This window comes from Plantibacter sp. (genome assembly GCF_059073635.1).
On the sequence record NZ_JCACOF010000007.1, the window covers coordinates 64,655 to 89,812 of the forward strand.

22 protein-coding genes and 1 pseudogene are annotated in these 25,158 nt (G+C 68.9%); 16 read left to right on the plus strand and 7 right to left on the minus strand.

Features of this window, described 5'->3' with window-relative positions:
• The first annotated feature begins 3 nt into the window (after window positions 1-3).
• The 7 genes from glmS (at window position 4) to AC5JOC_RS05585 (ending at window position 7,029) form a co-directional block, all read left to right on the plus strand.
• Complete coding sequence (gene glmS, locus AC5JOC_RS05555; protein WP_494245717.1) at window positions 4-1,851, plus strand: glutamine--fructose-6-phosphate transaminase (isomerizing); 1,848 nt, start codon at window positions 4-6, stop codon at window positions 1,849-1,851.
• 74 nt (window positions 1,852-1,925) lie between these two features.
• Complete coding sequence (locus AC5JOC_RS05560) at window positions 1,926-2,282, plus strand: holo-ACP synthase (RefSeq protein WP_064296680.1); 357 nt, start codon at window positions 1,926-1,928, stop codon at window positions 2,280-2,282.
• Window positions 2,279-3,439 (plus strand): alanine racemase, encoded by a 1,161-nt coding sequence (gene alr / locus AC5JOC_RS05565; protein WP_494245719.1) that lies wholly within the window; start codon window positions 2,279-2,281, stop codon window positions 3,437-3,439. Before AC5JOC_RS05560 ends, alr begins: the two co-directional genes overlap by 4 nt.
• A complete protein-coding gene (gene tsaE, locus AC5JOC_RS05570) occupies window positions 3,436-3,936 on the plus strand; it encodes a tRNA (adenosine(37)-N6)-threonylcarbamoyltransferase complex ATPase subunit type 1 TsaE (protein ID WP_274499530.1) in 501 nt (166 codons plus the stop codon). The genes alr and tsaE overlap by 4 nt, the downstream gene beginning before the upstream one ends.
• A 10-nt stretch (window positions 3,937-3,946) precedes the next feature.
• The gene (gene tsaB / locus AC5JOC_RS05575) at window positions 3,947-5,110 is read left to right on the plus strand and encodes a tRNA (adenosine(37)-N6)-threonylcarbamoyltransferase complex dimerization subunit type 1 TsaB (RefSeq protein ID WP_494245721.1); all 1,164 of its coding nucleotides are present in this window, start codon (window positions 3,947-3,949) and stop codon (window positions 5,108-5,110) included.
• On the plus strand, window positions 5,107-6,165 hold the full coding sequence (gene tsaD, locus AC5JOC_RS05580) for a tRNA (adenosine(37)-N6)-threonylcarbamoyltransferase complex transferase subunit TsaD (protein ID WP_079705274.1): 1,059 nt from the start codon (window positions 5,107-5,109) through the stop codon (window positions 6,163-6,165). Before tsaB ends, tsaD begins: the two co-directional genes overlap by 4 nt.
• Window positions 6,166-6,369: 204 nt before the next feature.
• A complete protein-coding gene (locus tag AC5JOC_RS05585) occupies window positions 6,370-7,029 on the plus strand; it encodes a DUF4190 domain-containing protein (protein ID WP_494245723.1) in 660 nt (219 codons plus the stop codon).
• Between the two features lie 39 nt (window positions 7,030-7,068).
• On the opposite strand, the pseudogene AC5JOC_RS05590 reads toward AC5JOC_RS05585, so the two are convergent.
• A pseudogene (locus tag AC5JOC_RS05590) lies at window positions 7,069-8,275 on the minus strand (class I SAM-dependent methyltransferase).
• A 158-nt stretch (window positions 8,276-8,433) separates the two neighbouring features.
• Between AC5JOC_RS05590 and groES the strand changes: the two are divergent.
• The 3 genes from groES (at window position 8,434) to AC5JOC_RS05605 (ending at window position 11,329) form a co-directional block, all read left to right on the plus strand.
• Complete coding sequence (gene groES / locus AC5JOC_RS05595) at window positions 8,434-8,730, plus strand: co-chaperone GroES (RefSeq protein ID WP_056008047.1); 297 nt, start codon at window positions 8,434-8,436, stop codon at window positions 8,728-8,730.
• A gap of 195 nt (window positions 8,731-8,925) precedes the next feature.
• Complete coding sequence (gene rarD / locus AC5JOC_RS05600) at window positions 8,926-9,864, plus strand: EamA family transporter RarD (protein ID WP_494245924.1); 939 nt, start codon at window positions 8,926-8,928, stop codon at window positions 9,862-9,864.
• A gap of 187 nt (window positions 9,865-10,051) precedes the next feature.
• Window positions 10,052-11,329, plus strand: a complete 1,278-nt coding sequence (locus tag AC5JOC_RS05605; protein WP_079705276.1) for an ABC transporter substrate-binding protein — start codon at window positions 10,052-10,054, stop codon at window positions 11,327-11,329.
• A gap of 341 nt (window positions 11,330-11,670) precedes the next feature.
• Here the strand turns inward: AC5JOC_RS05605 and AC5JOC_RS05610 are convergent, their stop codons facing one another.
• The 5 genes from AC5JOC_RS05610 to AC5JOC_RS05630 form a co-directional block, all read right to left on the minus strand.
• Window positions 11,671-12,615, minus strand: a complete 945-nt coding sequence (locus AC5JOC_RS05610; protein ID WP_192004679.1) for a hypothetical protein — start codon at window positions 12,613-12,615, stop codon at window positions 11,671-11,673.
• Window positions 12,616-13,095: 480 nt separating this feature from the next.
• Window positions 13,096-13,872, minus strand: a complete 777-nt coding sequence (locus AC5JOC_RS05615) for an ABC transporter ATP-binding protein (protein WP_064296669.1) — start codon at window positions 13,870-13,872, stop codon at window positions 13,096-13,098.
• Entirely contained in the window at window positions 13,869-14,840 is a 972-nt protein-coding gene (locus tag AC5JOC_RS05620; protein ID WP_064296668.1) for an ABC transporter ATP-binding protein, read from the minus strand. The genes AC5JOC_RS05615 and AC5JOC_RS05620 overlap by 4 nt, the downstream gene beginning before the upstream one ends.
• The gene (locus AC5JOC_RS05625) at window positions 14,830-15,810 is read right to left on the minus strand and encodes a branched-chain amino acid ABC transporter permease (protein ID WP_124768833.1); all 981 of its coding nucleotides are present in this window, start codon (window positions 15,808-15,810) and stop codon (window positions 14,830-14,832) included. Before AC5JOC_RS05625 ends, AC5JOC_RS05620 begins: the two co-directional genes overlap by 11 nt.
• A gap of 10 nt (window positions 15,811-15,820) precedes the next feature.
• On the minus strand, window positions 15,821-17,038 hold the full coding sequence (locus tag AC5JOC_RS05630) for a branched-chain amino acid ABC transporter permease (RefSeq protein ID WP_079706237.1): 1,218 nt from the start codon (window positions 17,036-17,038) through the stop codon (window positions 15,821-15,823).
• A gap of 315 nt (window positions 17,039-17,353) precedes the next feature.
• Here AC5JOC_RS05630 and guaB point away from each other — a divergent pair, with 315 nt between their 5' ends.
• Entirely contained in the window at window positions 17,354-18,856 is a 1,503-nt protein-coding gene (guaB, locus tag AC5JOC_RS05635) for an IMP dehydrogenase (RefSeq protein ID WP_079705279.1), read from the plus strand.
• 62 nt (window positions 18,857-18,918) lie between these two features.
• Here the strand turns inward: guaB and AC5JOC_RS05640 are convergent, their stop codons facing one another.
• Window positions 18,919-19,080 carry a hypothetical protein gene (locus AC5JOC_RS05640; RefSeq protein WP_192004681.1) on the minus strand — a complete coding sequence of 54 codons (162 nt, stop codon included), beginning with the start codon at window positions 19,078-19,080 and terminating at the stop codon, window positions 18,919-18,921.
• A 213-nt stretch (window positions 19,081-19,293) separates the two neighbouring features.
• On the opposite strand from AC5JOC_RS05640, the gene AC5JOC_RS05645 reads away from it, so the two are divergent.
• The 5 genes from AC5JOC_RS05645 (at window position 19,294) to AC5JOC_RS05665 (ending at window position 25,143) form a co-directional block, all read left to right on the plus strand.
• On the plus strand, window positions 19,294-20,412 hold the full coding sequence (locus AC5JOC_RS05645; protein ID WP_064296664.1) for a GuaB3 family IMP dehydrogenase-related protein: 1,119 nt from the start codon (window positions 19,294-19,296) through the stop codon (window positions 20,410-20,412).
• 140 nt (window positions 20,413-20,552) lie between these two features.
• A complete protein-coding gene (locus AC5JOC_RS05650) occupies window positions 20,553-22,286 on the plus strand; it encodes a glycerol-3-phosphate dehydrogenase/oxidase (protein WP_191940639.1) in 1,734 nt (577 codons plus the stop codon).
• Window positions 22,287-22,395: 109 nt separating this feature from the next.
• Window positions 22,396-22,923 carry a cation:proton antiporter regulatory subunit gene (locus AC5JOC_RS05655; RefSeq protein WP_056008027.1) on the plus strand — a complete coding sequence of 176 codons (528 nt, stop codon included), beginning with the start codon at window positions 22,396-22,398 and terminating at the stop codon, window positions 22,921-22,923.
• Window positions 22,924-22,925: 2 nt separating this feature from the next.
• Window positions 22,926-24,302, plus strand: coding sequence for a cation:proton antiporter (locus tag AC5JOC_RS05660; protein ID WP_079705280.1), 1,377 nt, complete (start codon window positions 22,926-22,928; stop codon window positions 24,300-24,302).
• 64 nt (window positions 24,303-24,366) lie between these two features.
• Window positions 24,367-25,143: an SURF1 family protein gene (locus AC5JOC_RS05665; protein WP_079001734.1), complete on the plus strand. Its 777-nt coding sequence runs from the start codon at window positions 24,367-24,369 to the stop codon at window positions 25,141-25,143.
• The last annotated feature ends 15 nt before the right edge of the window (window positions 25,144-25,158 follow it).

Genomic DNA, 25,158 nt, shown 5'->3' on the forward strand with positions numbered 1-25,158 from the left:
TACATGTGTGGAATCGTAGGGTACGTCGGGAACGACAAGACGGTGGACGTCCTCATGGGCGGACTCAAGCGGCTCGAGTACCGGGGGTACGACTCCGCCGGGATCGCCGTGCTCGACGCGACGGGTTCGCTGAACACCCGGAAGCGCGCCGGGAAGCTGGCCGTCCTCACCGAGGACCTCGCCGCGAACCCCATCGCGCCGGGCTCGACCGGTATCGGTCACACCCGTTGGGCGACCCATGGTGGACCGACGGACCGCAACGCGCACCCGCACCTCGGTGACGAAGGACGCCTCGCGCTCATCCACAACGGCATCATCGAGAACTTCGCCGAGCTGCGCGCAGAGCTCCTCGCAGACGGCTTCACCTTCGAGAGCGACACCGACACCGAGATCGCCGCCGTGCTCATCGGCCGCGAGTACCGTTCCACCGGCGACCTCACCGAGGCCTTCCGTCGTGTCGTCGCTCGCCTGGACGGCGCCTTCACGCTGCTCGCCATGCACCAGGACCTGCCCGGCGTCGTCATCGGTGCGCGTCGGAACTCGCCGCTCGTCATCGGGCTCGGCGACGGCGAGAACTTCCTCGGGTCGGACGTCGCCGCGTTCGTGCAGTACACCCAGCGCGCGGTCGCGATCGGCCAGGACCAGATGGTCGTCATCACGCCCGACGACGTGACGGTCACCGACTTCTCCGGCAACCACGTCGTGACCGAGCCGTTCGAGATCCAGTGGGACGCTTCGGCGGCCGACAAGGGCGGCTGGTCGAGCTTCATGGCGAAGGAGATCAGCGAGGAGCCCGACGCGGTCGCGAACACGATCCGCGGACGGGTCGAGGGCGGCCAGGTCGTCATCCCCGAACTCGCCGGTCTCGACGAGCTCTTCGTCGACATCAACCGCATCGTGATCATCGCGTGTGGCACCGCCGCCTACGCGGGCACGGTCGGCACCTACGCGATCGAGCGCTGGGCCGGGATCCCGGTCACCGTCGAGCTGAGCCACGAGTTCCGCTACCGCGACCCGGTCATCGACGCGCGCACGCTCGTCATCTCGGTGAGCCAGTCGGGCGAGACCATGGACACGCTCATGGCGGTGCGTTTCGCGAGCGAGTCCGGCGCGAAGACCCTGTCGATCTGCAACACCCAGGGCGCCACGATCGCGCGCGAGTCGGACGCCGTGGTGTACACCCACGCGGGGCCCGAGGTCGCGGTCGCGTCCACGAAGGCGTTCACCGCTCAGATCACGGCGCTGTACCTGTTCGGGCTGCACCTCGCGCGGGTCCGCGGCACCCAGACTCCGCAGTTCCTGGCGTCGCAGGTCGAGGAGCTGCAGGCCGTGCCCGACAAGATCGCCAGCATCCTCGGCGCCTCCGAGAAGATCGCGCAGCTCGCCCACTGGATGGCCGACTCCCGCGCGGTGCTCTTCCTCGGTCGCCACGTCGGGTACCCGATCGCGCTCGAGGGTGCGCTGAAGCTCAAGGAGCTCGCGTACATCCACGCTGAAGGCTTCGCCGGTGGCGAGCTCAAGCACGGCCCGATCGCCCTGATCGAGCCGGGCCAGCCCGTCTTCGTCGTCGTCCCGAGCCCACGTGGCTCGGCGATCCTGCACCCGAAGGTCATCTCGACCATCGAGGAGATCCGCGCACGTGGTGCCCGGGTCATCGCGATCGCGGAGCAGGGCGACGCCGCCGTCCTGCCCTCGGCCGACGAGGTCATCCCGATCCCGCTCGCCGGTCCGCTGTTCGAGCCCCTGCTCGCCGTCATCCCGCTGCACATCTTCGCGATGGAGCTCGCGACGGCGAAGGGCCTCGACGTCGACCAGCCGCGCAACCTCGCGAAGTCCGTCACGGTCGAGTAGGGGCGGTCCGCGGGGTCCGAGGTGGCCCGTCGAGCGGGCCACCGGGCCGCGCAGGACGGCCGTAGAGTAGAGGGATGATCATCGGCATCGGGGTGGACCTGGTCGACCTCGCACGGTTCGAACGGGCGATCACGCGCACCCCGAACCTGCTGGCCAGGCTCTTCGTCCCGTCGGAACGCGACCTCCCGCTGCGGTCCCTCGCCGGACGGTTCGCCGCCAAGGAGGCGCTCATCAAAGCACTGGGTTCCTCGGACGGTATCCGGTGGCAGGAGATGGCGATCGTGAACGGCCCGGAGGGGAAGCCCGACTTCGCGCTGTCCGGCGTCACGGCGGGTGTCGTGGCCGAGCGGGGGATCACGAGCATGCACCTGACCATGACCCACGACGCCGGGGTCGCCGTCGCGTTCGTCGTCGCGGAGCGGGAGGGATGACGCCCGTGTCCGAGCACGACGAGCGACCGACCCGCGAGGCGATCATCGACCTCGACGCCCTGCGCCACAACGTCCGTCGTCTGCGCGAGCTGACCGGCGTCGGTGAACTCATCGTCGTCGTCAAGGCCGACGCCTACGGGCACGGTGCCGAGGCGATCGCCCGCGCGGCGGTCGAGGCCGGGGCCGATCGCCTGGGCGTCGCCGACATCACGGAGGGCGTCGCGCTGCGTGCCGCCGGGATCACGGCACCGATCCTCGCCTGGCTGCACGGCCCGCAGGCCGCCTTCGGCGCCGCACTCGACGCCGGGATCGACCTCGGTCTGTCGTCGGTCGCGCAGCTCGACCGCGTGATCGAGGCCGCTCGGGATCGGCCGTCCGTCGTGCCGGTCGTCCAGTTCAAACTCGAGACCGGGCTCAGCCGGAACGGCGCGGCCGAAGCCGACTGGCCGGAGCTCTTCCAAGCCGCCGCAGCCGCCGAGGCCGCCGGGCTCGTCCGGGTCGACGGGCTGTTCTCGCACGTCTCCAACACCTCCACCGACGACGACCGGGCCGCCGCCGTCCGCTTCGAGCGCGGTGTGGCCCTCGCCACGGAGGCCGGTCTCGCTCCGCGGAGTCTGCACCTCGCCGCGTCGGCGGCAGCGCTCGGCGAGCCGTCCCTCCGCTACGACGCCGTCCGCCTCGGACTCGCCGTGTACGGTCTCTCGCCCTTCGAACCCACCGACGACGCCGGCCGCTCGGCCGACGCCTTCGGCCTCCGGCCCGTCATGACCCTCCGGGCGACGGTCGCCGCCGTGCGTCGGGTCGAACCGGGCGCCGGGGTGTCCTACGACTACAGCTACCGGACCAGCACGGCGACGACGCTCGCCCTCATCCCGCTCGGATACGCCGACGGTGTGCCGCGGAGCGCCTCGAACGCCGGTCCGGTCATGATCAACGGACGCCGCTACCGGGTGTCCGGGCGGATCGCGATGGACCAGTTCGTCGTCGACGTCGGCGACGACGCGGTCGCGGTGGGTGACGACGCCGTGCTCTTCGGCGATCCGGCGTCCGGCGCGCCGCGCGTCGAGGAGTGGGCGGAGGCCGCCGGCACCATCAACTACGAACTCGTCACCCGCATCGGGCCGCGCGTGGTCCGGACGACCGGGGAGCGGTCATGACCGATCACGTCCTCACCCCGGGCACCGTCGAGGTGGCGACGCCCGAAGAGATGCACGCGTACGGCGTCCGGCTCGGCGCCGAACTGCGTGCAGGGCAGCTCCTGGTCCTGACCGGGCCGCTCGGAGCGGGCAAGACGACCCTCACGCGAGGGATCGGCGAGGGACTCGGCGTCCGCGGCCCCGTCACCAGCCCCACCTTCGTGCTCGCCAGGACGCACCCGAGCCTCGTCGGCGGTCCGCCGCTCGTCCACGTGGACGCCTACCGGCTCGGCTCGGCGCTCGAACTCGACGACCTCGACATCGACTTCGCCCGGTCCGTCGTCGTCGTGGAGTGGGGAGCCGGGTTACTCGACGGCGTGGTCCCCACGTGGTTCGAGCTCGTCATCGAGCGTCCGACCGGAGCCGGCGACGAGCCCGCGACGGACGACGCCGGTGAGGAGCCGATCGAGCGCCGGACCCTCACGCTCTCGCGGCACCCCGCCATCGACGCCGGGTAGGCTGGACGACGTGCTGTTGGCGATCGATACATCCGCGGGTTCGAGCGTCGCCGTCGTCACCCTGGGTGGCGAGGTGCTGGCCGAACGGTCCTCCGACGACCCGATGCGGCACGCCGAGGTCATCGGGACGCTCATCGCCGGATGCCTCGACGACGCCGGGATCGAGGTCGCCGCGCTCACCGGGCTGGTCGCGGGTATGGGACCAGGGCCGTTCACCGGACTCCGGATCGGGATCGCCGCGGCCCGCAGCTTCGGGATCGGCGCAGGCCTCCCGGTGCACCCCGTGGTGAGCCACGACGCGATCGCGCTCGACGCCTACCGTTCCGGTTCCGCCGCAGCCGACGCCACGCTCCTCGTGGTCACGGATGCCCGCCGTCGCGAACGCTACTGGACCAGCTACGCCGGACTCGACGCAGCCGGCCTCCCGGTCCGCGTGCAAGGGCCGGCCCTGGCGAAACCCGACGAGCTGCCGACCTCCGAATCCGCGCGCCTCGACGCGCTGGTCGTCCCCGCCGGGGCACTGGGACAGGTCGCCGCCGCACTCCTCGCCACCGATGGCGCGATTCGCGGGGGAGGAGCCGTTGTACCTCCGCTCGCCCGACGTCACGATGTCAGCGGGCGCCAAGCGGGTGACGGCGTGAGCTGGTCGCTGCGCCGCGCCGGTGTCGCCGACCTCGACGCGATCATGGAGCTCGAGCACACCGTTTTCGTGAACGACGCGTGGTCGGCGGACATGATGCGCGCCGAACTGTCGTCGCCGCACGGCTACTACCTCGTCGCGACGGAGGTCGACGCCGACGACGCGACACTCGCCGGCTACGGCGGTCTCTTCGCACCGTCCCGGTCCGACGACGCCGACATCCAGACCATCGCCGTCGCCGGGCACGCCAGAGGACGAGGGCTCGGACGACTCCTCATGCAGGCGCTCATCGAGCAGGCCCGGCAGCAGGACGTCACCCAGGTGTTCCTCGAGGTCAGGGCCGACAACCCCGTGGCGATCGCACTGTACCGGAGTCTCGGCTTCGAGGAACTCGGCGTCCGCCCCGGCTACTACCAGCCGGACGACGTCGACGCCATCGTCATGCGACTCACGGTCCAGCCGAGGCCACCCATGCCCGCCCACGGGCAGTCCCCGCTCGACCCGACCGACCAGCACCCCGGGAGCATCGCGTGAACCGTGCAGAACCGCTCGTCCTCGGCATCGAGACGAGCTGCGACGAGACCGGGATCGGCATCGTCCGCGGACACCACCTGCTGGCGAACACCATCGCCTCGAGCATGGACGAGCACGCACGGTACGGCGGCGTCGTCCCGGAGGTCGCCGCACGCGCCCACCTCGAGGCGCTCGAGCCCACGCTCACGGCGGCGCTCGCCGAGGCCGGCATCGCGTTGGCCGACCTCGACGCCGTCGCGGTGACGAGTGGCCCCGGCCTGTCCGGCGCACTCATGGTCGGCGTCGGCGCAGCGAAGGCGCTCGCCGTGTCCCTCGGCAAACCGCTGTACGCCGTGAACCACCTCGTCGGTCACGTCGGCGCGGACGTCCTCGACTCCGAAGACGGGACGATCGAGTACCCGACGATCGCCCTGCTCGTGTCCGGCGGGCACACCTCGCTGCTCCTCGTGCGGGACCTCGTGTCGGATGTCGAACTGCTCGGCGAGACCATCGACGACGCGGCGGGCGAGGCCTTCGACAAGGTCGCGCGCATCCTGGGTCTGCCCTACCCGGGCGGGCCGCAGATCGACCGGGCGGCCGTCGGCGGCGACCCGAAGGCGATCCGCTTCCCCCGCGGACTCAGCCTGCCGAAGGACATGGAGCGGCATCGCTACGACTTCTCCTTCTCCGGCCTGAAGACGGCCGTGGCACGCTGGGTCGAGGCGAAGCAGGACGCGGGGGAGCCGGTCCCCGTCGCGGACGTCGCCGCCAGCTTCCGCGAGGCCGTCGTCGACGTGCTCGTCTCGAAGGCGGTCAAGGCGTGCACCGAGCTCGGTGTGCCCCGCCTGCTGCTGGGGGGCGGTGTCATCGCGAACGCACGGCTCCGCGAGGTGGCAGCCGAACGCACCGCCTCGGCCGGGATCGAACTCCGCATCCCGCCGTTGCAGCTGTGCACCGACAACGGCGCGATGATCGCCGCGCTCGCCGCGCAGCTCATCTCCGCCGGACACGAGCCGTCCTCGCTCGACTTCGGCGCCGACTCGACCCTGCCGGTCACCGAGATCCAGGTGCACTGACCGCTCGACGAGCCGTCTCGCGGCCGTCGACCGGGTGCGCGGACGTCGGCGCATAGGATGGGCCGGTACCCGGTCACGGATCGAAGGAGCGGCGATGGATCAGCACGAGCACCCCGACGGACGACCTCAGCACCAGGACGGTGCGGTGGACGGGCAGTCGCGCCCGCCGCAGGCCGAGCAGCCGAACGGGCAGCCGCAGCAGCCGTGGGGGCAGCAGCCCCAGCCCCAGCAGCCCAGCAGCCCTGGTCGCCGTACCAGCCGCCACAGCCCTCCCAGCAGGCCGGCGTCGCGCCGCAGGGCCAGCAGCAGCCGTATCAGCCTCAGCCCCAGGGCCAGCAGCAGCCGTACCAGCCTCAGGCCCAGGCCCAACAGCCGTACCAGCCTCAGGGTCAGGCCTCCCCGCCGCCCACGGATTGGCAGCGCGGCGCCGGCGCGCCCGTCACGCCGCCGACGCGCCCTGCCCAGCAGGGGTCGTCCCCCTCGGCGCCTCCGGCGGGTTGGCAGGGCGATCACGCGACCTATCTCCAGACGGTGCCGACGGCGGTCTACCAGGCGCCGAGCCAGGGTGGCTACGCCGCGTACCAGCAGTCGCAGACGCAGACCCCTGCCGCGTCGACCGGGACCTCGCGGAGCACCTGGTCGCTCATCACCGGTGTCGTCGGGCTCGTCGTGTCGGTCTTCGTCGGTTGGGGCTTCCCCCTGTCGATCGCCGCGATCGTGCTCGGGTTCGGAGCCAGGCGTCGCGAGCCGCAGGGCCGAGGTCGCGCCCTCACCGGCCTCGTGACCGGGTTCGTCGGCCTCGCCTGCTCGGTCGGCTGGCTCGTCTACAGCGTCGTCGTGATCATCGGGTACGTCTCGACCTGATCCTCCTCGGGGCGCTGCGGCCCGGCGGAGGCCGTCGGGTCAGGCGTCGGTGGCCGGCGTCACCCGTTCGACGAGCAGCGCACTGTGTTTGCCGGCGATCCTCGTGAGGATGATCGTGGCCGAGCCGTCGCCCTTGAGCGCGAGGCGCTTCCGGAACGCCGCGGGGTCGACGTCGACGCCGCGTTTCTTGATCTCGAGGACGCCGATCCCGCGATCACGCATCGTGCGCTTGAGGACCTTCTCGTCCATCGGCAGCCGTTCGAGCACCCGGAAGGTCGTGGCGAACGGCGAGCTCGTCGCGGTGTCGGAGGTCAGGTAGGCGATGCCCTGGCCGAGCATGCCGGCCTCCAACCGGATGGCGAGGTCGCCGATGAGTCGGGCCCGGATCACGGATCCGTCGGGTTCGTGCACGTAGTCGCCGAGCTCCCGCACCGGGGCGTCGTCGGCGTCGGCCTCGGCGTGCAACTCGTGGTGGACGCCGTCCGCGAGGAGGAGCGCGGACCGTCGGACATCCGGACGGGCCAGCGGGCCGAACCAGAGCGCCATCTCGACGAGCTGTCCGTCGACCGACACCCACTGCGCCTCGGCGTCGTCGGGGATGAGGGAGCGGTCGAATCCGGGCCCGAGCTTGACGCCTGTGGGAAGGCGGGTCGCCGCACCGAAGACCAGGTCGAGGGACGGGGTGTAGTCGGCGGCACTCGACAGCCGCGCGGTGTCGGCGTGTCCTGCGGTGCGCCGCGCGGGATCGAACCAGACCGCGTCGAAGTCGTCGAGGGAGACGTCTTCGGCGGCGGCGTTCCGCACGGTCGCCGTGGGGAACGGAGCGAGGTTGTAGCTGGCGATGGCCGCGGTGACCTCGTCGATGTCGACCGCCGTGACCTCCAGGTCGAGCGAGGCCATGGCCATCGAGTCGGCGCCGATGCCGCTGCCGAGGTCGGCGATGCGCGTGAGGCCGGCCCGGGCGAACCGCCCGGCGTGCAGCGCGGCGACGGGAAGGCGTGTGGCCTGTTCGAGCCCGGCCTCGGTGAACAGCATGCGGCCGGCGAACGGTCCGAACTTGCCGACAGCCTTCTGCCTCAATCGCGACTGCGTGAGGACCGCCGCGACCAGCTCGGGGGAGTGGCCCTCCTTGCGCAGGCGCCCGACCAGGCGGACGGCCTCGTCCTTCGTCGGGTAAGGGCGGGAGGGAGTCGAGGAGCCTGAGGCCGTCGGCCGTGAGGAGTTCGACGAGTTCCGAACGGTCCATGGTCAGCGGGCCTCGGGCGGAGCTGGATGCATCCGGCAACGGTAGCAGTCGCTGATTGGCACTCGCATTGCATGAGTGCCAGAACATGCCTACACTGGAATCAGCACTCTCGCAGTGTGAGTGCTAACCACGTCTTCGTTTCAAGAAAGAGGTCAACCGTGTCGGTCTCCATCAAGCCGCTCGAGGATCGCATCGTCATCAAGCAGGTCGAGGCAGAGCAGACCACCGCTTCCGGTCTGGTCATCCCCGACACCGCCAAGGAGAAGCCCCAGGAGGGCGAGGTCGTGGCGGTCGGACCCGGTCGCATCGACGACAACGGCAACCGCGTCCCGCTCGACGTCGCCGTCGGCGACAAGGTGATCTACTCCAAGTACGGTGGCACCGAGGTCAAGTACGCCGGTGAGGACTACCTCGTCCTGTCCGCGCGCGACGTCCTCGCAGTCGTCGTCCGCTAGTCACCAGCGCACGGATCCGGCGGCTCAGGCCGCTCAACAGCCCGAATGGCATTCGCCGTTCGGGCTGTGTCCGTTTCCGGAGGGTGTCGCGGGGAGTCGCGGGTCTAGCCTGGACCAGTGCAGAACCCCAGCGATCCAGCCGACGTCGACATCCACCCCGTCACCGTCGACGGGGGAGGGGATCGACGTGCGAGCGTGGCCGTACCCCAGCAGGGGAGCCGGTCCGGACTGCTCTCGGCGGTCGCCGCCTACTGCCTCTGGGGAGCGCTCCCGCTCTACTTCATCGCCCTCGCACCGGCCGGCGCCTTCGAGGTGGTGGCGTGGCGGATCCTCTTCTCCCTCGTCTTCTGCGCCGTCCTCATCCTGGCGACCCGTTCCTGGCGTCGGCTGTTCGGCATCCTCCGCCAGCGCCGCATCGTGCTCACGATGGGCCTCGCCGGAGCGCTCATCTACGTCAACTGGCAGACCTACGTCTACGGTGCGCTCAACGGCCAAGTGGTCGAGGCGTCGCTCGGGTACTTCATCAACCCGATCGTGACCGTCTTCCTCGGCGTCTTCTTCCTCCGCGAGCGGCTGCGTCCAGCCCAGTGGGCCGCGGTGGTCGTGAGCGTGATCGCGGTCCTGGTCCTCGCGATCGGACACGGCAGCGTCCCCTGGATCGCCCTCATCCTGGCCTTCTCGTTCGGCCTCTACGGCTACATCAAGAAACTGGTGGGCGGCTCGGTCGACGCCGTGTCCGGGTTGACGCTCGAGACCGTGTGGCTGATGCCGGTCGCGATCGCCCAGCTCATCGCGGTCGGCGTGACCGGTGGGCTGACCATCGGCACCGCGGGCGTCGGGCACGCCCTGCTGCTCGTCGGCGCCGGCGTCATCACCGCCGTCCCGCTCCTGCTGTTCGCGGCGGCGGCCCGCCGCCTCCCGCTCACCTGGATGGGTTTCATCCAGTACTTCGCACCGATCATCCAGTTCGTCGTCGGTGTCGCGGTCCTGCACGAGGCGATGCCGCCGGAGCGCTGGTTGGGCTTCGGTCTCGTGTGGCTGGCGCTCGCGATCCTCACCGTCGACATGCTCGTCGCCTCCACCCGGGGTCGTCGGGCCGCCGGGGCCGAACGGCGCCGCTCGATGAGGGTCTGAACAGCGGATTCCAGCGCTGATCGCGCGACCACTGCAGGAAAAGCGCGAAACTGGCCCTCCTGAGGTAACGATTTGGTCGTGTTACACGCTTGTAACGTCAACGACATTGTCCAGCGCACGTGCAGCGGATAACTTGACTCAACGGCAGCCCCTGGAGCTGCCACTCTTCTGACAAGCAAGGAGTACCATGAGCGTCTTTTCGAAGGCCACGGCCGCTCGCTCCCGCCCACGTTCCATCGTTCTCGGTGGTATCGCACTGATCGGAGCCAGCGCGCTGGTTCTGAGCGGTTGCGCCTCAAGTGGTAGCGGCGACAGCGGCAGCAGCAGCAAGCCTGCTGGCGACCTGACCCTGAAGCTCGGCACGGCGTTGCCGCAGACCGGTAACCTCGCGTTCCTCGGCCCGCCCGAGGAGGCCGGTGTCGGTCTCGCGGTCAAGGAGGTCAACGACGCCGACCTCGGCATCAAGATCGACCTGACGCTCGGCGACTCGGGTGACTCCGACAACAAGGCGTACGCGACCGAGGTCCCCCGTCTGCTCTCCGAGGGCGTCACGGCCATCATCGGTGCAGCGTCCTCGGGTGTGTCGAAGCTCTTCATCGACGAAGTCACCGGCGCAGGCGTCATCCAGTTCTCCCCGGCGAACACCTCCGCGGACTTCACGACGTGGGACGACAACGGTCTCTACTGGCGGACGGCGCCGTCCGACGTGCTGCAGGGCGAGGTCCTCGGGAACCTGATCGCGGAGGACGGCAACGCCACCCTCGGCATCATCTACCTGAACGACTCCTACGGCACCGGCCTCGCGAAGTTCACCAAGGAGGCGTTCGAGAGCGCCGGCGGTGAAGTGGTCGCCGAGCAGTCGTACAACACCGGTGACACCTCGTTCGACGCGCAGATCAGCGCGGTCAAGGCGGAGAACCCCGACGCGATCGCGATCATCGCGTTCGAGGAGACCAAGACGATCGTCCCCGGTCTCGCCGGCTTCCCCTCGGACAAGCTCTACTTCGTCGACGGCAACCTCGCCGACTACAGCGCGGACTTCGCTCCGGGCACCCTGACGGGCGCCAAGGGCACGCTGCCCGGTCTCGACACCGCGAAGCTCGGTGACTTCACCGACCGCCTCCAGGCGTTCGTGAAGGACGAGGGCGGCGAGCCGCTGAAGGACTACAGCTACGCGGCTGAATCCTACGACGCCGTCATCCTGCTCGCCCTCGCGGCGCTGCAGGCCGGTTCGACCGAGGGTGCCGACATGGCGGCCCAGCTCCAGTCCGTGTCCGGTGGCAAGGACAAGGGCGAGAAGGTGACCACCTTCGAAGAGGGTGCGAAGGCCATCGCCGACGGCAAGAAGATCGACTACGACGGCAACTCCGGTCCGATCACGTTCGACGAGAACGGTGACCCGACCGAGGCGACCATCGGTATCTACCAGTACGGTGACGACAACAAGTACACCCGCACCAACTAGTCGCCCACGCGACTGACGAGGCCCCGGAGTGATCCGGGGCCTTCGTCGTGCCCGGCCGTATCTCTGACCGCTGCCCTGAGTGTTGCGCCGTGTGTGGCGGTGCCAGCGCGGTGCGCTGACGCGAGCGCGGGTCCAGCGCGTGAGCGCGGGTCTCCAGAGACCCGCGCCCACGCGCCTGCGGCGCGCTCACGCCGATTCCGAGCCCATGCGGCACAGCGGGTCGCGCTCACGCCGACGCACCGCGCTGGCGACGGGGCGCCTGCCAGCGCACCGCGCTGACGGAGGGTGCGGCGCGGTCACGTCGGCGCACCGCGCTGACAGCGACCAGTTGGGCGCCCGAGTCAACGGAACGCGCGTTGCAGTCCCGCGCGTTCGAGCTTCGCGGCGAGCCGGCTCGGATGGACGAGGTCCTCCCAGGTGGCGCGGACGACCGTGTAGCCGAGCGCGCGCAGCCGATCCTCCCGATGCTTCTCCGCCAGGACGATGTCGGCCACGTCCCGTCCTTGCGTGAACTCCTCCCGCACATACTTCTGCCGGCCGTCGAGTTCGAGGATGATGCGCTCGTCCGGCCAGACCGCATCGACCACACCGACTGGTCCGTCCGCGTCGGAGAACGCCTGCTGGAGCACCGGCAGGGCGAAACCGAGCTGCGCGATCACGACCCGCATCTTCGATTCGCCACCGTTCGCGGCGAGGGGGTCCGCGAATTCGATCGCAAAGCGCACCTGCCGTCCTCCCCGACGGCCCGGCAGGTCTCGTGCGAGCGAGCGGAGCACCGTCTCGTCGGTGAGCTTGAGCCGGAGGGCAGCGTCGGCGACGGCGACGGCGTCCTCGAGGCGGGCGATCCGAGCGAGATCGACGACGGTCCGTGCCGGGTCCGTGACCGCGAGCCCGTACCGCATCCGTCGGGCGACGGAGCCCTGCGTCGTGTGACGGATGATGCCGGGGGCCGAACGCCCTCCGCGATCACCGCTCGTCAGCGTGTGCACCTCGGGAGGCCACGGACCCACGATCGGAAGTCCCCACAACCGCGCCGCCGAGTAGTGGCTGAACAGAGCGTCCTTGCGGAGCGCGACGGCCGCCGCATCGATCCGGACCCGGTAGCGGTCATCGGGGGACAGGGAACTCCATATCGGTTCAGGGACGTAGATGCCCTTCCGCAGACGCACCAGGTCGCCGTCGCGGTGGGCGGCGCTCACCAGGCGCTCGGCACCGACCCGACGTGCGTCGCGGACGAGGAGGAGTCCGTTCGGGCGGAGGAGCAGGTTGAGATCGAAGGATTCCATCGCCTCACCGTGCCCGTTCGCCTCCGCCGTCACCTCGTGTCGTGGAAGCGATGTGGAGAACTGCTCCCATCCAGCCTCCGGTGGAGCGAGGGTGGAGTGGTACCCAGCGCGGTGCGCTGACGCCAGCGCGGGTCGTTGGCCTCAGCGCGGGTCGCTGTGCCGCGGGGGCGGGGATTCGGCGTGAGCGCGGGTCCAGCGCGTGAGCGCGCGCCTCCGGAGACCCGCGCTCACGCGCCAGGACCGCGCTCGCGTCAGCGCACCGCGCTGGCGAAAGGCGGAGGAGGGGGAATGCACAACTCCTCCGTCCCCGTCTCAGGAGGCCGTCTTGGTACGACGGTGCCCCTCGGGGGAGGGAGGAGTTGTGGTTCGTTCACCGGTCGGGATCCGGTGGCTTCTGGCCCGTCGCTCGGCACGCGGCCGGGACGAGCATGTTCGAGGGTACCGAAGTACCCGCCGACCCGCGAGTGGGGATCGCCCTGATCAGTCCTCGTCCTGGCCGAGCGTGCCCAGGTAGAGGCCGATCACCTTGTCATCCGAGAGGAGCTCGCGGCCCGTCCCGGTGTAGGCGTCACGACCCTGGTCGAGCACGTACCCGCGGTCGCAGATCTGCAGACAGCGACGTGCGTTCTGCTCCACCATGATCGTGGTGACGCCGGCCTTGTTGATGTCCGAGACCCGGATGAACGCGTCGTCCTGGCGCACCGGCGACAATCCCGCGGACGGCTCGTCGAGGAGCAGCACGTGCGGATCCATCATGAGGGCCCGCGACATCGCGACCATCTGGCGCTCACCACCCGACAGTGAACCGGCGCGCTGCTTGAGCCGCTTGCCGAGTTCGCTGAAGATCCCGGTGACGAACTCGAGGCGTTCGTTGTACTGCTTCGGCTTCTGGAACAGCCCCATCTTGAGGTTGTCCTCGATGGTGAGGCTCGGGAACACGTTGTTCGTCTGCGGGACGAACCCGACGCCGCGGGCCACGAGCTTGTTCGCCCGGAGCCCCGTGATGTCCTCGCCGTTCAGCAGCACCTGTCCGCTGCGCACCTTCACCTGACCGAAGATCGCCTTCAACAGCGTCGACTTCCCCGCACCGTTCGGTCCGATGATGCCGATGAGCTCGCCCTTCCGGGCGGTCAGGTTGGCACTGTTCAGGATGTTCACGCCGGGGAGGTACCCGGCGGTCAGATCGGTGACCTCCACGACCATCTCGGCGGTCTTGACCGCGGTGCCACCGACCGGCGCACCCTTCACGTCGCTCATTTCCGTTCCTCCTCCGGCTCGGCACCAGCCGCGAGCCGTTCGTCCTCGATCTCGGCGAGCAGCTCCTCGGCCGCAGCGCTGTCCTCTCCGGCGATCCTGCCGGTCACGACCCCGAGGTCGACGTCCTGGTGGCTCCCGAGGTAGGCGTCGATGACGGCGGGATCCTCCATGACGGTGTCTGGCGGGCCCTCGGCGACGACGCGACCCTCGGCCATGACGACCACCCAGTCGGCGATGTGCCGGACCATCTGCATGTCGTGCTCGACGAACAGCACGGTCATGCCCTCGTCCTTCAGCGCCAGGATGTGGTCGAGCAGGGACTGCGTGAGCGCCGGGTTGACGCCGGCCATCGGCTCGTCGAGCATGACGAGCTTCGGGTCGCTCATGAGCGCCCGCGCCATCTCGAGGAGCTTCCGCTGCCCACCGGAGAGGCTGGCGGCGTAGTCGTCACGCTTCGTGTCGAGCTTGAAGCGACGCAGGAGGTCCATCGCCTTGACCTCGAGGTCCTCCTCCTGCTTCCGCCAGAGCGGCTTCACGAGGCTGGAGAAGATGCCCTCCCCGGTCTGGCCGGTCGCGCCGAGCTTCATGTTCTCGAGCACCGTGAGCAGGCCGAGCGCCTTCGTCAGCTGGAAGGTCCGGACCTGACCCATGCGGGCGACCTTGAACGCCGGGACGCCCCCGAGGCTCTTGCCGTCGAAGTTCCACGTCCCGGTGTTCGGCTTGTCGAAGCCGGTCAGCAGGTTGAACAGCGTGGTCTTACCGGCACCGTTCGGGCCGATGAGGGCGGTGATCGCGTTGCGGGGCACCTCGAGGTGCTCGACGTTCACCGCCTGCAGGCCGCCGAAGGTCCGGGTGACCTGGTCCGCGATGAGGATCGGGTCGACCTTCTTGACGCCCGGGACGATCTCGCCGACGTGGAGGCCGGTGGTCTTGACCGGTCGCGAGGTGGGTGAGCTGTTACTTGACAAAGGTCAGCTCCTTCTTGTTTCCGAGGATGCCTTGCGGCCTGAAGATGACGATCAGCATGAGCGCGACACCGACCAGCACGTAGCGGAGCGTCGACGCCTGCGTCGAGCTCATGAACGGCAGGACGTCCGCCTTCACGAGCGCCGGGAGGACGTTCGAGAGGAACGCCATGATCACCCAGAAGATCACCGAGCCGAGCAGCGGCCCGAAGACCGTCGCGGCTCCACCGAGGAGGAGGATCGTCCAGATGAAGAAGGTGAGACTCGTGACGTACACGCTCGGCACGACCGCGGAGGGGAGTGCCAGCACCACCCCGCCGAGTGCGCCGAAGACACCACCGACGACGAGCGCCTGCATCTTGTAGGCGAACACGTTCTTGCCGAGGGCGCGCACGGCGTCCTCATCCTCGCGGATGCCCTTCAGCACACGGCCCCACGGGCTGCGCATGAGGAGGAACACGAGGAGGGCGGCGACGGCGAGCAGCAGGATGCCGAAGATCCGAACCCACCACTGGTTCGCGTTGAGCTCCCACGGGCCGAAGCCGTAGATGCCCTCCGGGATCGGGTTCGCGGCCCGGAACCCTGCGTGGTAGTTACCGAGTCCGTCGGCCGAGTTCGTGAACTCGTCGAAGACCTGCGTGGTGAAGAGGAGTCGGACGATCTCGGCCGCCGCGATGGTGACGATGGCCAGATAGTCCGCCCGCAGTCGCAGGGTCGGGATGCCGAGGATGAAGGCGAAGACCACCGAGGCCAGACAGCCGACGATGATGCCCGCCCACCACGGGAGGTTGAAGCTCAGGATCGAGATGGCGTAGCCGTAGGCGCCGAGCGCCATGAACCCCGCCATACCGAAGTTCAACAGACCGCCGTAGCCGAAGTGCACGGCCAAGCCGAGTGCTGCGAGCGCGTACGCGATCGTCTCCGGGCTGATGACCCAAGCGAGCGTGTTCGAGAGAATGCTTCCCCAGTCCATGCGCGTGCCCCTAACCGATTCTCTCGCGACGTCCGAGGATGCCCTGCGGTCTCACGAGGAGCACCGCGATGAGCACCACGAGGGCGCCGACGTACTTGATGTCAGACGGGATCCAGAGCGTCGAGACCTCGACGAGGATGCCGATGATGAGGGCGCCGACCATGGCGCCGAAGGCGGTTCCGAGCCCGCCGAGGGTGATGGCCGCGAAGATGAGGAGGAGCAGCTGCGCTCCCATGTCCCACTTGATGCCCGGTCGGAAGTACGCCCACAGGATGCCGGAGAGGCCGGCGAGGGTCGCTGCGAGGATCCAGACGATGCGGACCACGCGGTCGACGTCGATGCCGCTGGCCGCTGCGAGGCTCGGGTTGTCCGAGATGGCTCGCGTCGCCTTGCCGGTCTTCGTCTTGATGAGCCACCAGGCCACACCGAGGAGCACCACGACGCTGACCGCCATGCTGATCATGTCGGTGACGCTGAGCGAGACCGTGCCGAACAGCTTGATGTTCTCCTCTCCCGAACCGGGCAGCTGGAACGTGCCGCCGCCGACGAAGTAGAGGAAGACGTAGCGGAGCGCCAGCGACAGGCCGATCGAGACGATCATCACCTGCACGATGCCGACGCCCTTGCGTCTCAAGGGTCTCCAGATGCCGGCGTCGAGCGCGAAGCCGAACGCGGCACTCAACGCGAGGGCGATGATGATGGCCAACCAGATCGGCCATTGCAGGAACACCCCGAACACGAGCGCCATGATCGCGCCGAAGGTCACCATCTCCGCGTGGGCGAAGTTGCTGAGTCCGGTGGTGCCGAACACCAGGGAGGCTCCGATGGCAGCGAGGGCCAGCATGAGCCCGAAGTTCAGGCCGTTGACGAGTCGTTCTGCGAGTTGATCCCAGAAGCTGACGGTGACGCGGACGCCCTCGCCGAGGAAGAAGTTCACCGACTTCGATTGGGTGAGACCGAACTCGGCCTCGATGGTCGAGCCGCCCTCGGCGACGATGACGCCCTTCGGGAGGGTCTCCTCGTCGAGCGTTACCTTGTACGTACCTTTCTCGGGGACGCCGATCTTCCACTTGCCGTCGGCGTCGGTGTCGACATCGGCCTTGTAGCCGTTGCCGTCGACCGTGATGTTCACGCCTTCGAGTGGTTTGTCGTCGTACTTGACGTTCCCAGCGAAGTAGAAGTCGTACTCCTCGCCCACCTCGTCAGCATGGGCCGGGACGGCGCTCATGACGGACGTGAGGGTGATGGCCCCGAACAACAGGGCGATGAGGAGCACGAATCTCCGTGCCAGTCTCGGGTTTCGGGTCGTTCCAGCGAACTTCACTGCACCTCCAGTGCCGGGCCACTTCCGTGGACCGTTCTCCTGCGTCGGACAACGCTGTTCGACGATAGAACCTGATTATTGCCTACATGTTTCGCCCGTGCGTATTTCTCCGCATCGATTTGTCGGGATCGTGGAATAGGGGTAGGCCCTGCTCGGTTACGATGGTGATACCGGCAGGTCTGCGTTTCTCCGGTGTGTTCGTGGCTATGAGAGGGATAAATGGACCAGCCTGATCCGTTCGGATTCGTAGGACTCACGTATGACGATGTGCTGCTGCTGCCCGGGCACACCGACGTCATCCCGAGCGAGGCGGAGACCTCGTCCCGCCTGACGAAGCGGATCACCGTGAACACGCCGCTGCTGTCGAGCGCGATGGACACCGTGACCGAGGCCCGCATGGCGATCGCGATGGCTCGCGAGGGCGGCATCGGCATCCTGCACCGCAACCTGTCGATCTCCGACCAGGCCGAACAGGTCGACCGCGTGAAGCGGAGCGAGTCGGGCATGATCACGAACCCGATCACCACCACGGCCGACGCCACCGTCGCCGAGGTCGACGAACTGTGCGGCCAGTTCCGCATCTCGGGCCTCCCGGTCGTCGACGACAAGGGTGTGCTCGTCGGCATCATCACGAACCGCGACATGCGCTTCGTGTCGCCGTTCGAGAAGGCCACGACCCGCGTCAGCGAGGTCATGACGAGCACCGGTCTCGTGACCGCTCCCGTCGGCACCGACCGCAACGCGGTGATGGCGCTCCTCGCGCAGCACCGCATCGAGAAGCTGCCCCTCGTCGACGAGGCGGGCAAGCTCAAGGGCCTCATCACCGTCAAGGACTTCGACAAGAGCGAGAAGTACCCGCTGGCCACGAAGGACGACACGGGTCGTCTGCGGGTCGGTGCGGCCATCGGCTTCTTCGGCGACGCCTGGTCCCGTGCGGGCCAGCTGCTCGACGCCGGCGTCGACGTCATCGTGGTAGACACTGCCAACGGTGAGAGTGCCGGCGTGCTCGACATCATCCGCAAGCTCAAGGCCGACCCGGCGTTCGCCGGTGTCGACGTCATCGGCGGCAACGTCGCGACCCGCTCCGGCGCGCAGGCCCTCATCGAGGCCGGCGCGGACGCGATCAAGGTCGGCGTCGGTCCGGGTTCCATCTGCACCACGCGCGTCGTCGCCGGTGTCGGTGTCCCGCAGGTCACCGCCGTCTACGAGGCGTCGCTCGCGGCGCGCGAGGCGAACGTCCCGGTCATCGCCGACGGCGGTCTGCAGTACTCGGGCGACATCGCGAAGGCACTCGTCGCGGGTGCCGACACCGTCATGCTCGGCTCGCTCCTCGCCGGCACCGACGAGAGCCCCGGCGACCTCGTGTTCGTGGGCGGCAAGCAGTTCAAGAACTACCGCGGTATGGGATCGCTCGGAGCCATGCAGACGCGAGGCGAGAAGACCTCGTACTCGAAGGACCGCTACTTCCAGGCCGACGTGCCGAGCGACGACAAGCTGATCCCCGAGGGCATCGAGGGCCAGGTGCCCTACCGCGGCCCGGTGTCGGCCGTCGCGTACCAGCTCATCGGCGGGCTGCGTCAGTCCATGTTCTACGTCGGCGCGCGCAACATCGGCGAGCTGAAGGCCAAGGGCAAGTTCGTCCGCATCACCTCCGCGGGCCTCAAGGAGTCGCACCCGCACGACGTGCAGATCGTCGTCGAGGCGCCCAACTACCGCAAGTAAGCACCCGCACGAACGCCGACGGTCCGGCAGGCTTCCGCCTGCCGGACCGTCGGCGTATCAGGTCAGCGCCCCAGTCGGTGGTCGATACGTCTCAGCACTGCCCACGCCGCGATGGCGACCAGCGCCAAGACGATCGCGCCCAGGACAGAAGCCGCGACGTCGAAACGGTTGATCACGGCGATGATCGCGAACGTCGCGGCGCCGAAGAAGATGCTCGTCCGCATGATTCGAGGGATACGCGAGCGTCTCTCCTGACGTCGTTCCCGCCGAGGAAGAAGTCGCCGAGCGCTTCCAGGCCGACCGTCCATGTCATCCTCTTCACCGTTCACATCCGCTCCAGACAGCGACGTAATCCTCACATATATCACCTGCACCACTGGGTGTGTGCCCTGGACACGGTCCACGTGCGACCTGACCGGTAGGCTGGTGCGGTGAGCATGGATATTGAGATCGGCCGGTCAAAGCGCGCACGGCGCGCCTACGCGTTCGACGACATCGCCGTCGTCCCGTCGCGGCGGACCCGCGACCCACAGGACGTCTCGGTGTCCTGGTCGATCGACGCCTACCAGTTCGAGATCCCGGTGCTCGCAGCACCGATGGACTCCGTCGTCTCGCCGACGACCGCGATCATGATGGGCCAGCTCGGCGGCGTCGGCGTCCTCGACCTCGAGGGCCTCTGGACGCGGTACGAAGACCCTGAGCCGCTGCTCGCCGAGATCCGGTCGTTGCCGGTCGGCCGCGCGACCGCGCGCATGCAGGAGATCTACTCGGAGCCCATCAAGCCCGAACTCGTCACGGCCCGGCTCGCCGAGATCCGCGCGGCCGGAGTCACCGTCGCCGCCGCCCTCTCGCCGCAGCGCACGCAGGAGCTCTACGAGACGGTCGTCGCCGCAGGGGTCGACCTCTTCGTCATCCGCGGCACCACCGTGTCCGCCGAGCACGTCTCCAAGAACCAGGAGCCGCTCAACCTCAAGAAGTTCATCTACGAGCTCGACGTCCCCGTGATCGTCGGTGGCGCGGCCACGTACACCGCGGCCCTGCACCTCATGCGGACCGGGGCGGCCGGTGTGCTCGTCGGCTTCGGTGGCGGTGCGGCCTCCACCACGCGGGCCTCGCTCGGCATCCACGCCCCGATGGCGACCGCCGTGGCCGACGTCGCCGGTGCGCGTCGCGACTACCTCGACGAGTCCGGCGGCCGCTACGTGCACGTCATCGCCGACGGCGGTCTCGGGACCTCGGGCGACATCGTCAAGGCCGTCGCGATGGGTGCCGACGCCGTCATGCTCGGGACCGCATTGGCCCGCGCCACGGACGCACCCGGCGGTGGCTGGCACTGGGGTGCCGAGGCGCACCACCTGCACCTGCCGCGCGGTCGCCGTGTCGAGGTCGGCACCGTCGCGACCCTCGAGGAGATCCTCTACGGCCCGTCGCCGAAGTCGGACGGCACGGCCAACCTCATCGGCGCGCTCCGTCGCTCGATGGCCACCACCGGCTACTCCGACCTCAAGGAGTTCCAGCGGGTCGAGGTCGTCGTCGCGCCGTACCAGGGCGCCTAGCCCTGCCGGAAGCGAGTCGCTTCCGCAAGCGGTTGTCGGGTCGCATCGCGCCGACTAGCCTCTGAGGCAGAGCCTCGTGGACGAGCACCTGCCTCCGGCAGGATCATCGCGAGGGCGGTTCCAGCGAGCGGAGTTCGACGATGGCCACCACCCACAACAACGTGTCACGTTCCACCAAGCTGGGGATGGAGGAGCGCGACGCCGCGATCGAAGCGTTGAAGTCGAAAGAGCTCGACATCCTCGTCGTCGGTGGTGGCATCGTGGGCACCGGTGCTGCGCTCGACGCCGTCACGCGCGGTCTGAGCACCGGTCTGCTCGAGGCGCGTGACTGGGCGAGCGGCACCTCGAGCCGGTCCTCGAAGCTCGTGCACGGCGGTATCCGCTACCTCGAACAACTCGACTTCCGACTCGTCCGAGAGGCGCTCATCGAGCGCGGGTTGCTGCTGCAGCGCATCGCGCCGCACCTGGTGAAGCCGGTCCGGTTCCTGTACCCGCTCAACAAGCCGGTCTTCGAGCGCCTCTACATCGGCGCCGGCATGCTGCTCTACGACCTCTTCAGCTGGAGCGGTGGCCGTCCGCCCGGCGTCCCGCACCACCGGCACCTGTCCAAGCGTCAGGTCCTGACCTCGATCCCGAGCCTCAAGTCGGACGCGTTCGTGGGCGGACTCACCTACTACGACGCCCAGGTCGACGACGCCCGGTACGTCTCGTCACTCGCGCGGACGGCGTCGGCCTACGGCGCGCACGTCGCGAGCCGCGTGCGGGTCGAGGGGTTCGTCAAGGTCGGACAGCGCGTCGTGGGCGTCAAGGCGCACGACCTGCAGACCGACGAGCGCTTCGAGATCCGTGCCAAGCAGGTCGTCAACGCGACCGGGGTGTGGACCGACGACACGCAGTCGATGGTGGGGGAGCGGGGCCAGTTCAAGGTCCGCGCGTCGAAGGGCATCCACCTCGTCGTCCCGCGCGACCGCTTCCAGTCGAACATGGGTCTCCTGCTGCGCACGGAGAAGAGCGTCCTCTTCGTCATCCCGTGGGGCCGGCACTGGCTCATCGGCACGACCGACACGGACTGGCACCTCGACAAGGCGCACCCGGCGGCGACCGCGGCCGACATCGACTACCTGCTCGACCACGTCAACACGATCCTCGCCGTGCCGCTGACCCGAGAGGACGTCGAGGGCGTCTACGCCGGCCTCCGTCCGCTGCTGGCCGGCGAATCGGAGCAGACGTCGAAGCTCTCTCGCGAGCACCTCGTCGCGCACTCCGTGCCCGGTCTCGTGGTCATCGCCGGCGGCAAGTGGACCACCTACCGGGTCATGGCGAAGGACGCGATCGACGCCGCGGTGGACGCACTCGACGGCAAGATCCCGGCCAGCGCGACGGAGAACATCGCACTGCTCGGAGCCGAGGGGTACCAGGCGGCCTGGAACAAGCGTGGCAAGATCGCGCGGGCCTTCGGGGTGCACACTGCTCGCATCGAGCACCTGCTGAACCGCTACGGCGTGCTGACGGACGAACTGCTCGACCTCATCAAGGAGGACCCGACGCTCGCCGAAGCGCTGCCGGGGGCGGACGACTACATCGGGGCGGAAGTCGTCTACGCGGCCTCCCACGAGGGTGCCCTCCACCTCGACGACGTCCTCGCCCGTCGGACGCGCATCTCCATCGAGGCCTGGGACCGCGGTGTCTCGGCGGCCCCGGTCGCGGCGAAGCTCATGGGTGGAGTCCTGGGGTGGGACGAGGAGCGCATCGAGAAGGAGGTCTCCTACTACCTCACGCGCGTCGCAGCGGAGCGGGCCTCGCAGGAGCAGCCGAACGACGAGGCCGCCGACCGCGTGCGCCTGGAGGCACCGGACATCGTCCCAGGGGCCTGAACCGGCGGTGATCGCCCGCAGCGCAACGGCTGCGGGCGCCTCGGGCGAGCGGGCCAGGTGTGGCGGATAGACTAGGAGGACTGCCACAACAAGCCTGAGGAGTACAGCCATGGTGGATGTTCGGCGGGTCAAACTTCCCGGGGTCGGTGTGCTCCACACCTTCGTCACGGACGACGGCGGCAAGGTCGGCGTCATCGCCCACCGGTCCGGCCACAGCGACCTCATCACCTTCGCCGATCACGAGGACGGTGCCGATGCCGGCAAGGTGTCGCTCCGGCTCAACGAGGACGAGGCGCACACGCTGGCCGAACTCCTCGGTGGCACGCAGATCACCGAGTCGCTCAGCGCGCTCGACCAGATCCCCGGACTCAGCATCGACTGGTTCACCGTCGACTACGAAGACCACATCGCCGGGCAGCCGCTCGGCAACCCCGCCGAGAAGGGCATGGTCGGGCTGACCGTCGTCGCCGTCGTGCGCGGCGACTCCGCCAACCCGGCCCCTGCTGCGGACTTCCGGGTCTTCCCGGGAGACACCCTCGTCGTCGCGGGCAGTCCCGAGAAGGTCGCCAAGGCCTTCGCCTACTTCCGTTCGGGCGCCGTCAAGAAGGTCGCCGTCGACGCTCCGCCCGGAGGGTAGGCATGCTGCACGCCGCGACCGACAACCCCCACCTCGGCCAGGATCTGCTCATCCTCGGCGTCCTGTTCGTCATCGCCTACATCCTCGGCCGCCTCGGCAAGCTGATCGGCCTCCCGTCGATCCCCGTCTACATGCTCGTCGGCCTGCTCGCGAGTCCGTACACGGGCTGGTTCCCGCTCGACTTCGCCAGCGCGCAGATCGAACTCATCGCCGTCTTCGGCCTCGTGCTCCTGCTGTTCAACCTCGGCCTGGAGTTCGATCAGGACGAGTTCTTCGGCAACGCCGGAAAGCTCATCGTCTCCGGCGGCTCCTACATCCTCGTCAACATGGCCGCCGGGCTCGTGTTCGGGTTCCTGGTCGGGTGGGGCACACGGGAGGCGCTCATCATCGCCGGCATCACGGCGACGAGCTCGAGCGCGATCGTCACGAAGCTCCTCATCGAGCTCAAACGGCTGACGAACGACGAGACGCCCATGATCCTGGGCGTCACCGTGGTGGAGGACATCTTCATCGCCATCTACCTCGCCATCGTCGGTGTCGTCCTGAGCGGCGAGACCGAGGTGTGGCCCGTCATCGGCAAGCTCGCGATCGCCTTCACGTTCATCCTCGTGATGTTCGCGATCGCCCGGTTCGGCGGACGGTTCGTGTCGCGGCTGTTCCGCACCAAGGACGACGAGCTCTTCACGATCCTGTTCTTCGGCCTCGCGGTCGCGTTCGGCGGCATCGGCGAGCTCCTGGGAGTCACCGACGCGATCGGCGCGTTCCTCATCGGCCTGGTCCTCGGTGCCACCCGGTTCCGCAACAAGATCGAGCAGATCGCGATCCCGCTCCGCGACGTGTTCGGTGCGTTCTTCTTCCTGAACTTCGGGCTCGCGCTCGACGCGACGAAGTTCGGCAGCGTCCTCGTCCCGGTGCTCCTCGCCGTCCTCATGACGGTGGTCCTCAACGTCCTGGCCGGTCAGTTCGTCGCCTGGCTCAACGGACTCGGGCCGCAAGCTGGGATCAACGCCGCGGTCATCCTGCAGAATCGCGGCGAGTTCGCCCTCATCCTCGCGACGCTCTCGCTGAGCGCCGGGCTCAATCCGCTCATCCAGCCGTTCGCCGGGCTCTACGTGCTCATCATGGCCGTGATGGGCCCGATCGTCGCCGGTCGCTCCGAGCAGATCGGCGCCGTCATCCTGCGTCCGCGTCGCCGGAAGGCGCGCCGAGCGGAGCAGGTCGACACGACGGCGGAGGAGGCCATCGCGCTCGTCGAGGGTGCGGGCGACGACCAGGACACGACGCCCGCCGACACCGATCAGGCGGCCATCGACCGACTCGTCGAACAGGCGATGAACGACCAGGAACCACCAGCACGAAAGCGAGAGCCCGATTACTAGCACCGCCCCGTCGGCACCAGGCCCCGACAACCACGGACAGGTCCGTCCGACGCTCCGCTCCGTCATGCTGCGTCCCCGGTGGATCGGCGTCCTCGTCCTCTGTCTCGCCGTCGCGGGCGCGTTCGCCGCGCTCGGGCAGTGGCAGCTCGCACGCGCCATCGAATCCGGGCAGGTGGTGCCGACCGAGACCGAGTCGGTCAGGCCGCTCGCGGACGTCCTCGAACCGGGTGTCGGGATCCGAGAGGCCGACGCCGGTCAGCGGGTGAGCGTGTCGGGAACCTGGGTGCCGGAGGACTACCTCGTGGTGGGCAACCGGGTGAACGACGGCACGCTCGGGTACTGGGTGACGGGCCACCTCGCGACGGACCGCCCGGACCAGGCCGGTCTCGCGGTCGCGCTCGGCTGGACGAAGGACCGCGAGACCGCCGACCGCGTCGCCGAGGCGTTGAACGCTGACGCCCCCACCGGCGCCGTCGAGCTCGAAGGGCGGCTGAACCCGCCGGAGGGCCCGGAGGAGCCGGCAGCGGACGCCGCACCGACCGACCTCGACAACATGTCGGTCGCCGCACTGCTGAACCGCTGGAACGACGCCGACGGCCTGCGGGTGTTCAGCGCGTTCGTCGTGGACGACGTCGCCGTCGACGGACTCGAGCCCATCTCGTCGCCCGCGCCCAGCCAGGAGATCCAGCTCAACTGGTTGAACATCTTCTACGCGGCCGAGTGGGTCGTCTTCGCGTGCTTCGCCGTGTTCCTCTGGTTCCGGCTCGCCAAGGACGCCTGGGAGCGCGAGATCGAGGAGCTCGAGGACGCCGAGGAGGAGGCCGCAGCGCTCCGTCCGTGATGTCCGGTCGCCTGG

Excerpts from the sequence above, each read along its gene's own strand:
- AC5JOC_RS05560 (WP_064296680.1), top strand. The coding sequence starts at position 1,926 with ATGATCATCGGCATCGGGGTGGACCTGGTCGACCTCGCACGGTTCGAA.
- AC5JOC_RS05655 (WP_056008027.1), top strand. The coding sequence starts at position 22,396 with ATGGTGGATGTTCGGCGGGTCAAACTTCCCGGGGTCGGTGTGCTCCAC.
- guaB (WP_079705279.1), top strand. The coding sequence starts at position 17,354 with ATGGACCAGCCTGATCCGTTCGGATTCGTAGGACTCACGTATGACGAT.
- alr (WP_494245719.1), top strand. The coding sequence starts at position 2,279 with ATGACGCCCGTGTCCGAGCACGACGAGCGACCGACCCGCGAGGCGATC.
- glmS (WP_494245717.1), top strand. The coding sequence starts at position 4 with ATGTGTGGAATCGTAGGGTACGTCGGGAACGACAAGACGGTGGACGTC.
- AC5JOC_RS05650 (WP_191940639.1), top strand. The coding sequence starts at position 20,553 with ATGGCCACCACCCACAACAACGTGTCACGTTCCACCAAGCTGGGGATG.
- AC5JOC_RS05630 (WP_079706237.1), bottom strand. The coding sequence starts at position 17,038 with ATGAGCGCCGTCCCGGCCCATGCTGACGAGGTGGGCGAGGAGTACGAC.
- AC5JOC_RS05645 (WP_064296664.1), top strand. The coding sequence starts at position 19,294 with ATGGATATTGAGATCGGCCGGTCAAAGCGCGCACGGCGCGCCTACGCG.
- AC5JOC_RS05610 (WP_192004679.1), bottom strand. The coding sequence starts at position 12,615 with ATGGAATCCTTCGATCTCAACCTGCTCCTCCGCCCGAACGGACTCCTC.
- AC5JOC_RS05605 (WP_079705276.1), top strand. The coding sequence starts at position 10,052 with ATGAGCGTCTTTTCGAAGGCCACGGCCGCTCGCTCCCGCCCACGTTCC.
- AC5JOC_RS05625 (WP_124768833.1), bottom strand. The coding sequence starts at position 15,810 with ATGGACTGGGGAAGCATTCTCTCGAACACGCTCGCTTGGGTCATCAGC.
- AC5JOC_RS05615 (WP_064296669.1), bottom strand. The coding sequence starts at position 13,872 with ATGAGCGACGTGAAGGGTGCGCCGGTCGGTGGCACCGCGGTCAAGACC.
- AC5JOC_RS05665 (WP_079001734.1), top strand. The coding sequence starts at position 24,367 with ATGCTGCGTCCCCGGTGGATCGGCGTCCTCGTCCTCTGTCTCGCCGTC.
- AC5JOC_RS05640 (WP_192004681.1), bottom strand. The coding sequence starts at position 19,080 with ATGCGGACGAGCATCTTCTTCGGCGCCGCGACGTTCGCGATCATCGCC.
- AC5JOC_RS05660 (WP_079705280.1), top strand. The coding sequence starts at position 22,926 with ATGCTGCACGCCGCGACCGACAACCCCCACCTCGGCCAGGATCTGCTC.
- tsaE (WP_274499530.1), top strand. The coding sequence starts at position 3,436 with ATGACCGATCACGTCCTCACCCCGGGCACCGTCGAGGTGGCGACGCCC.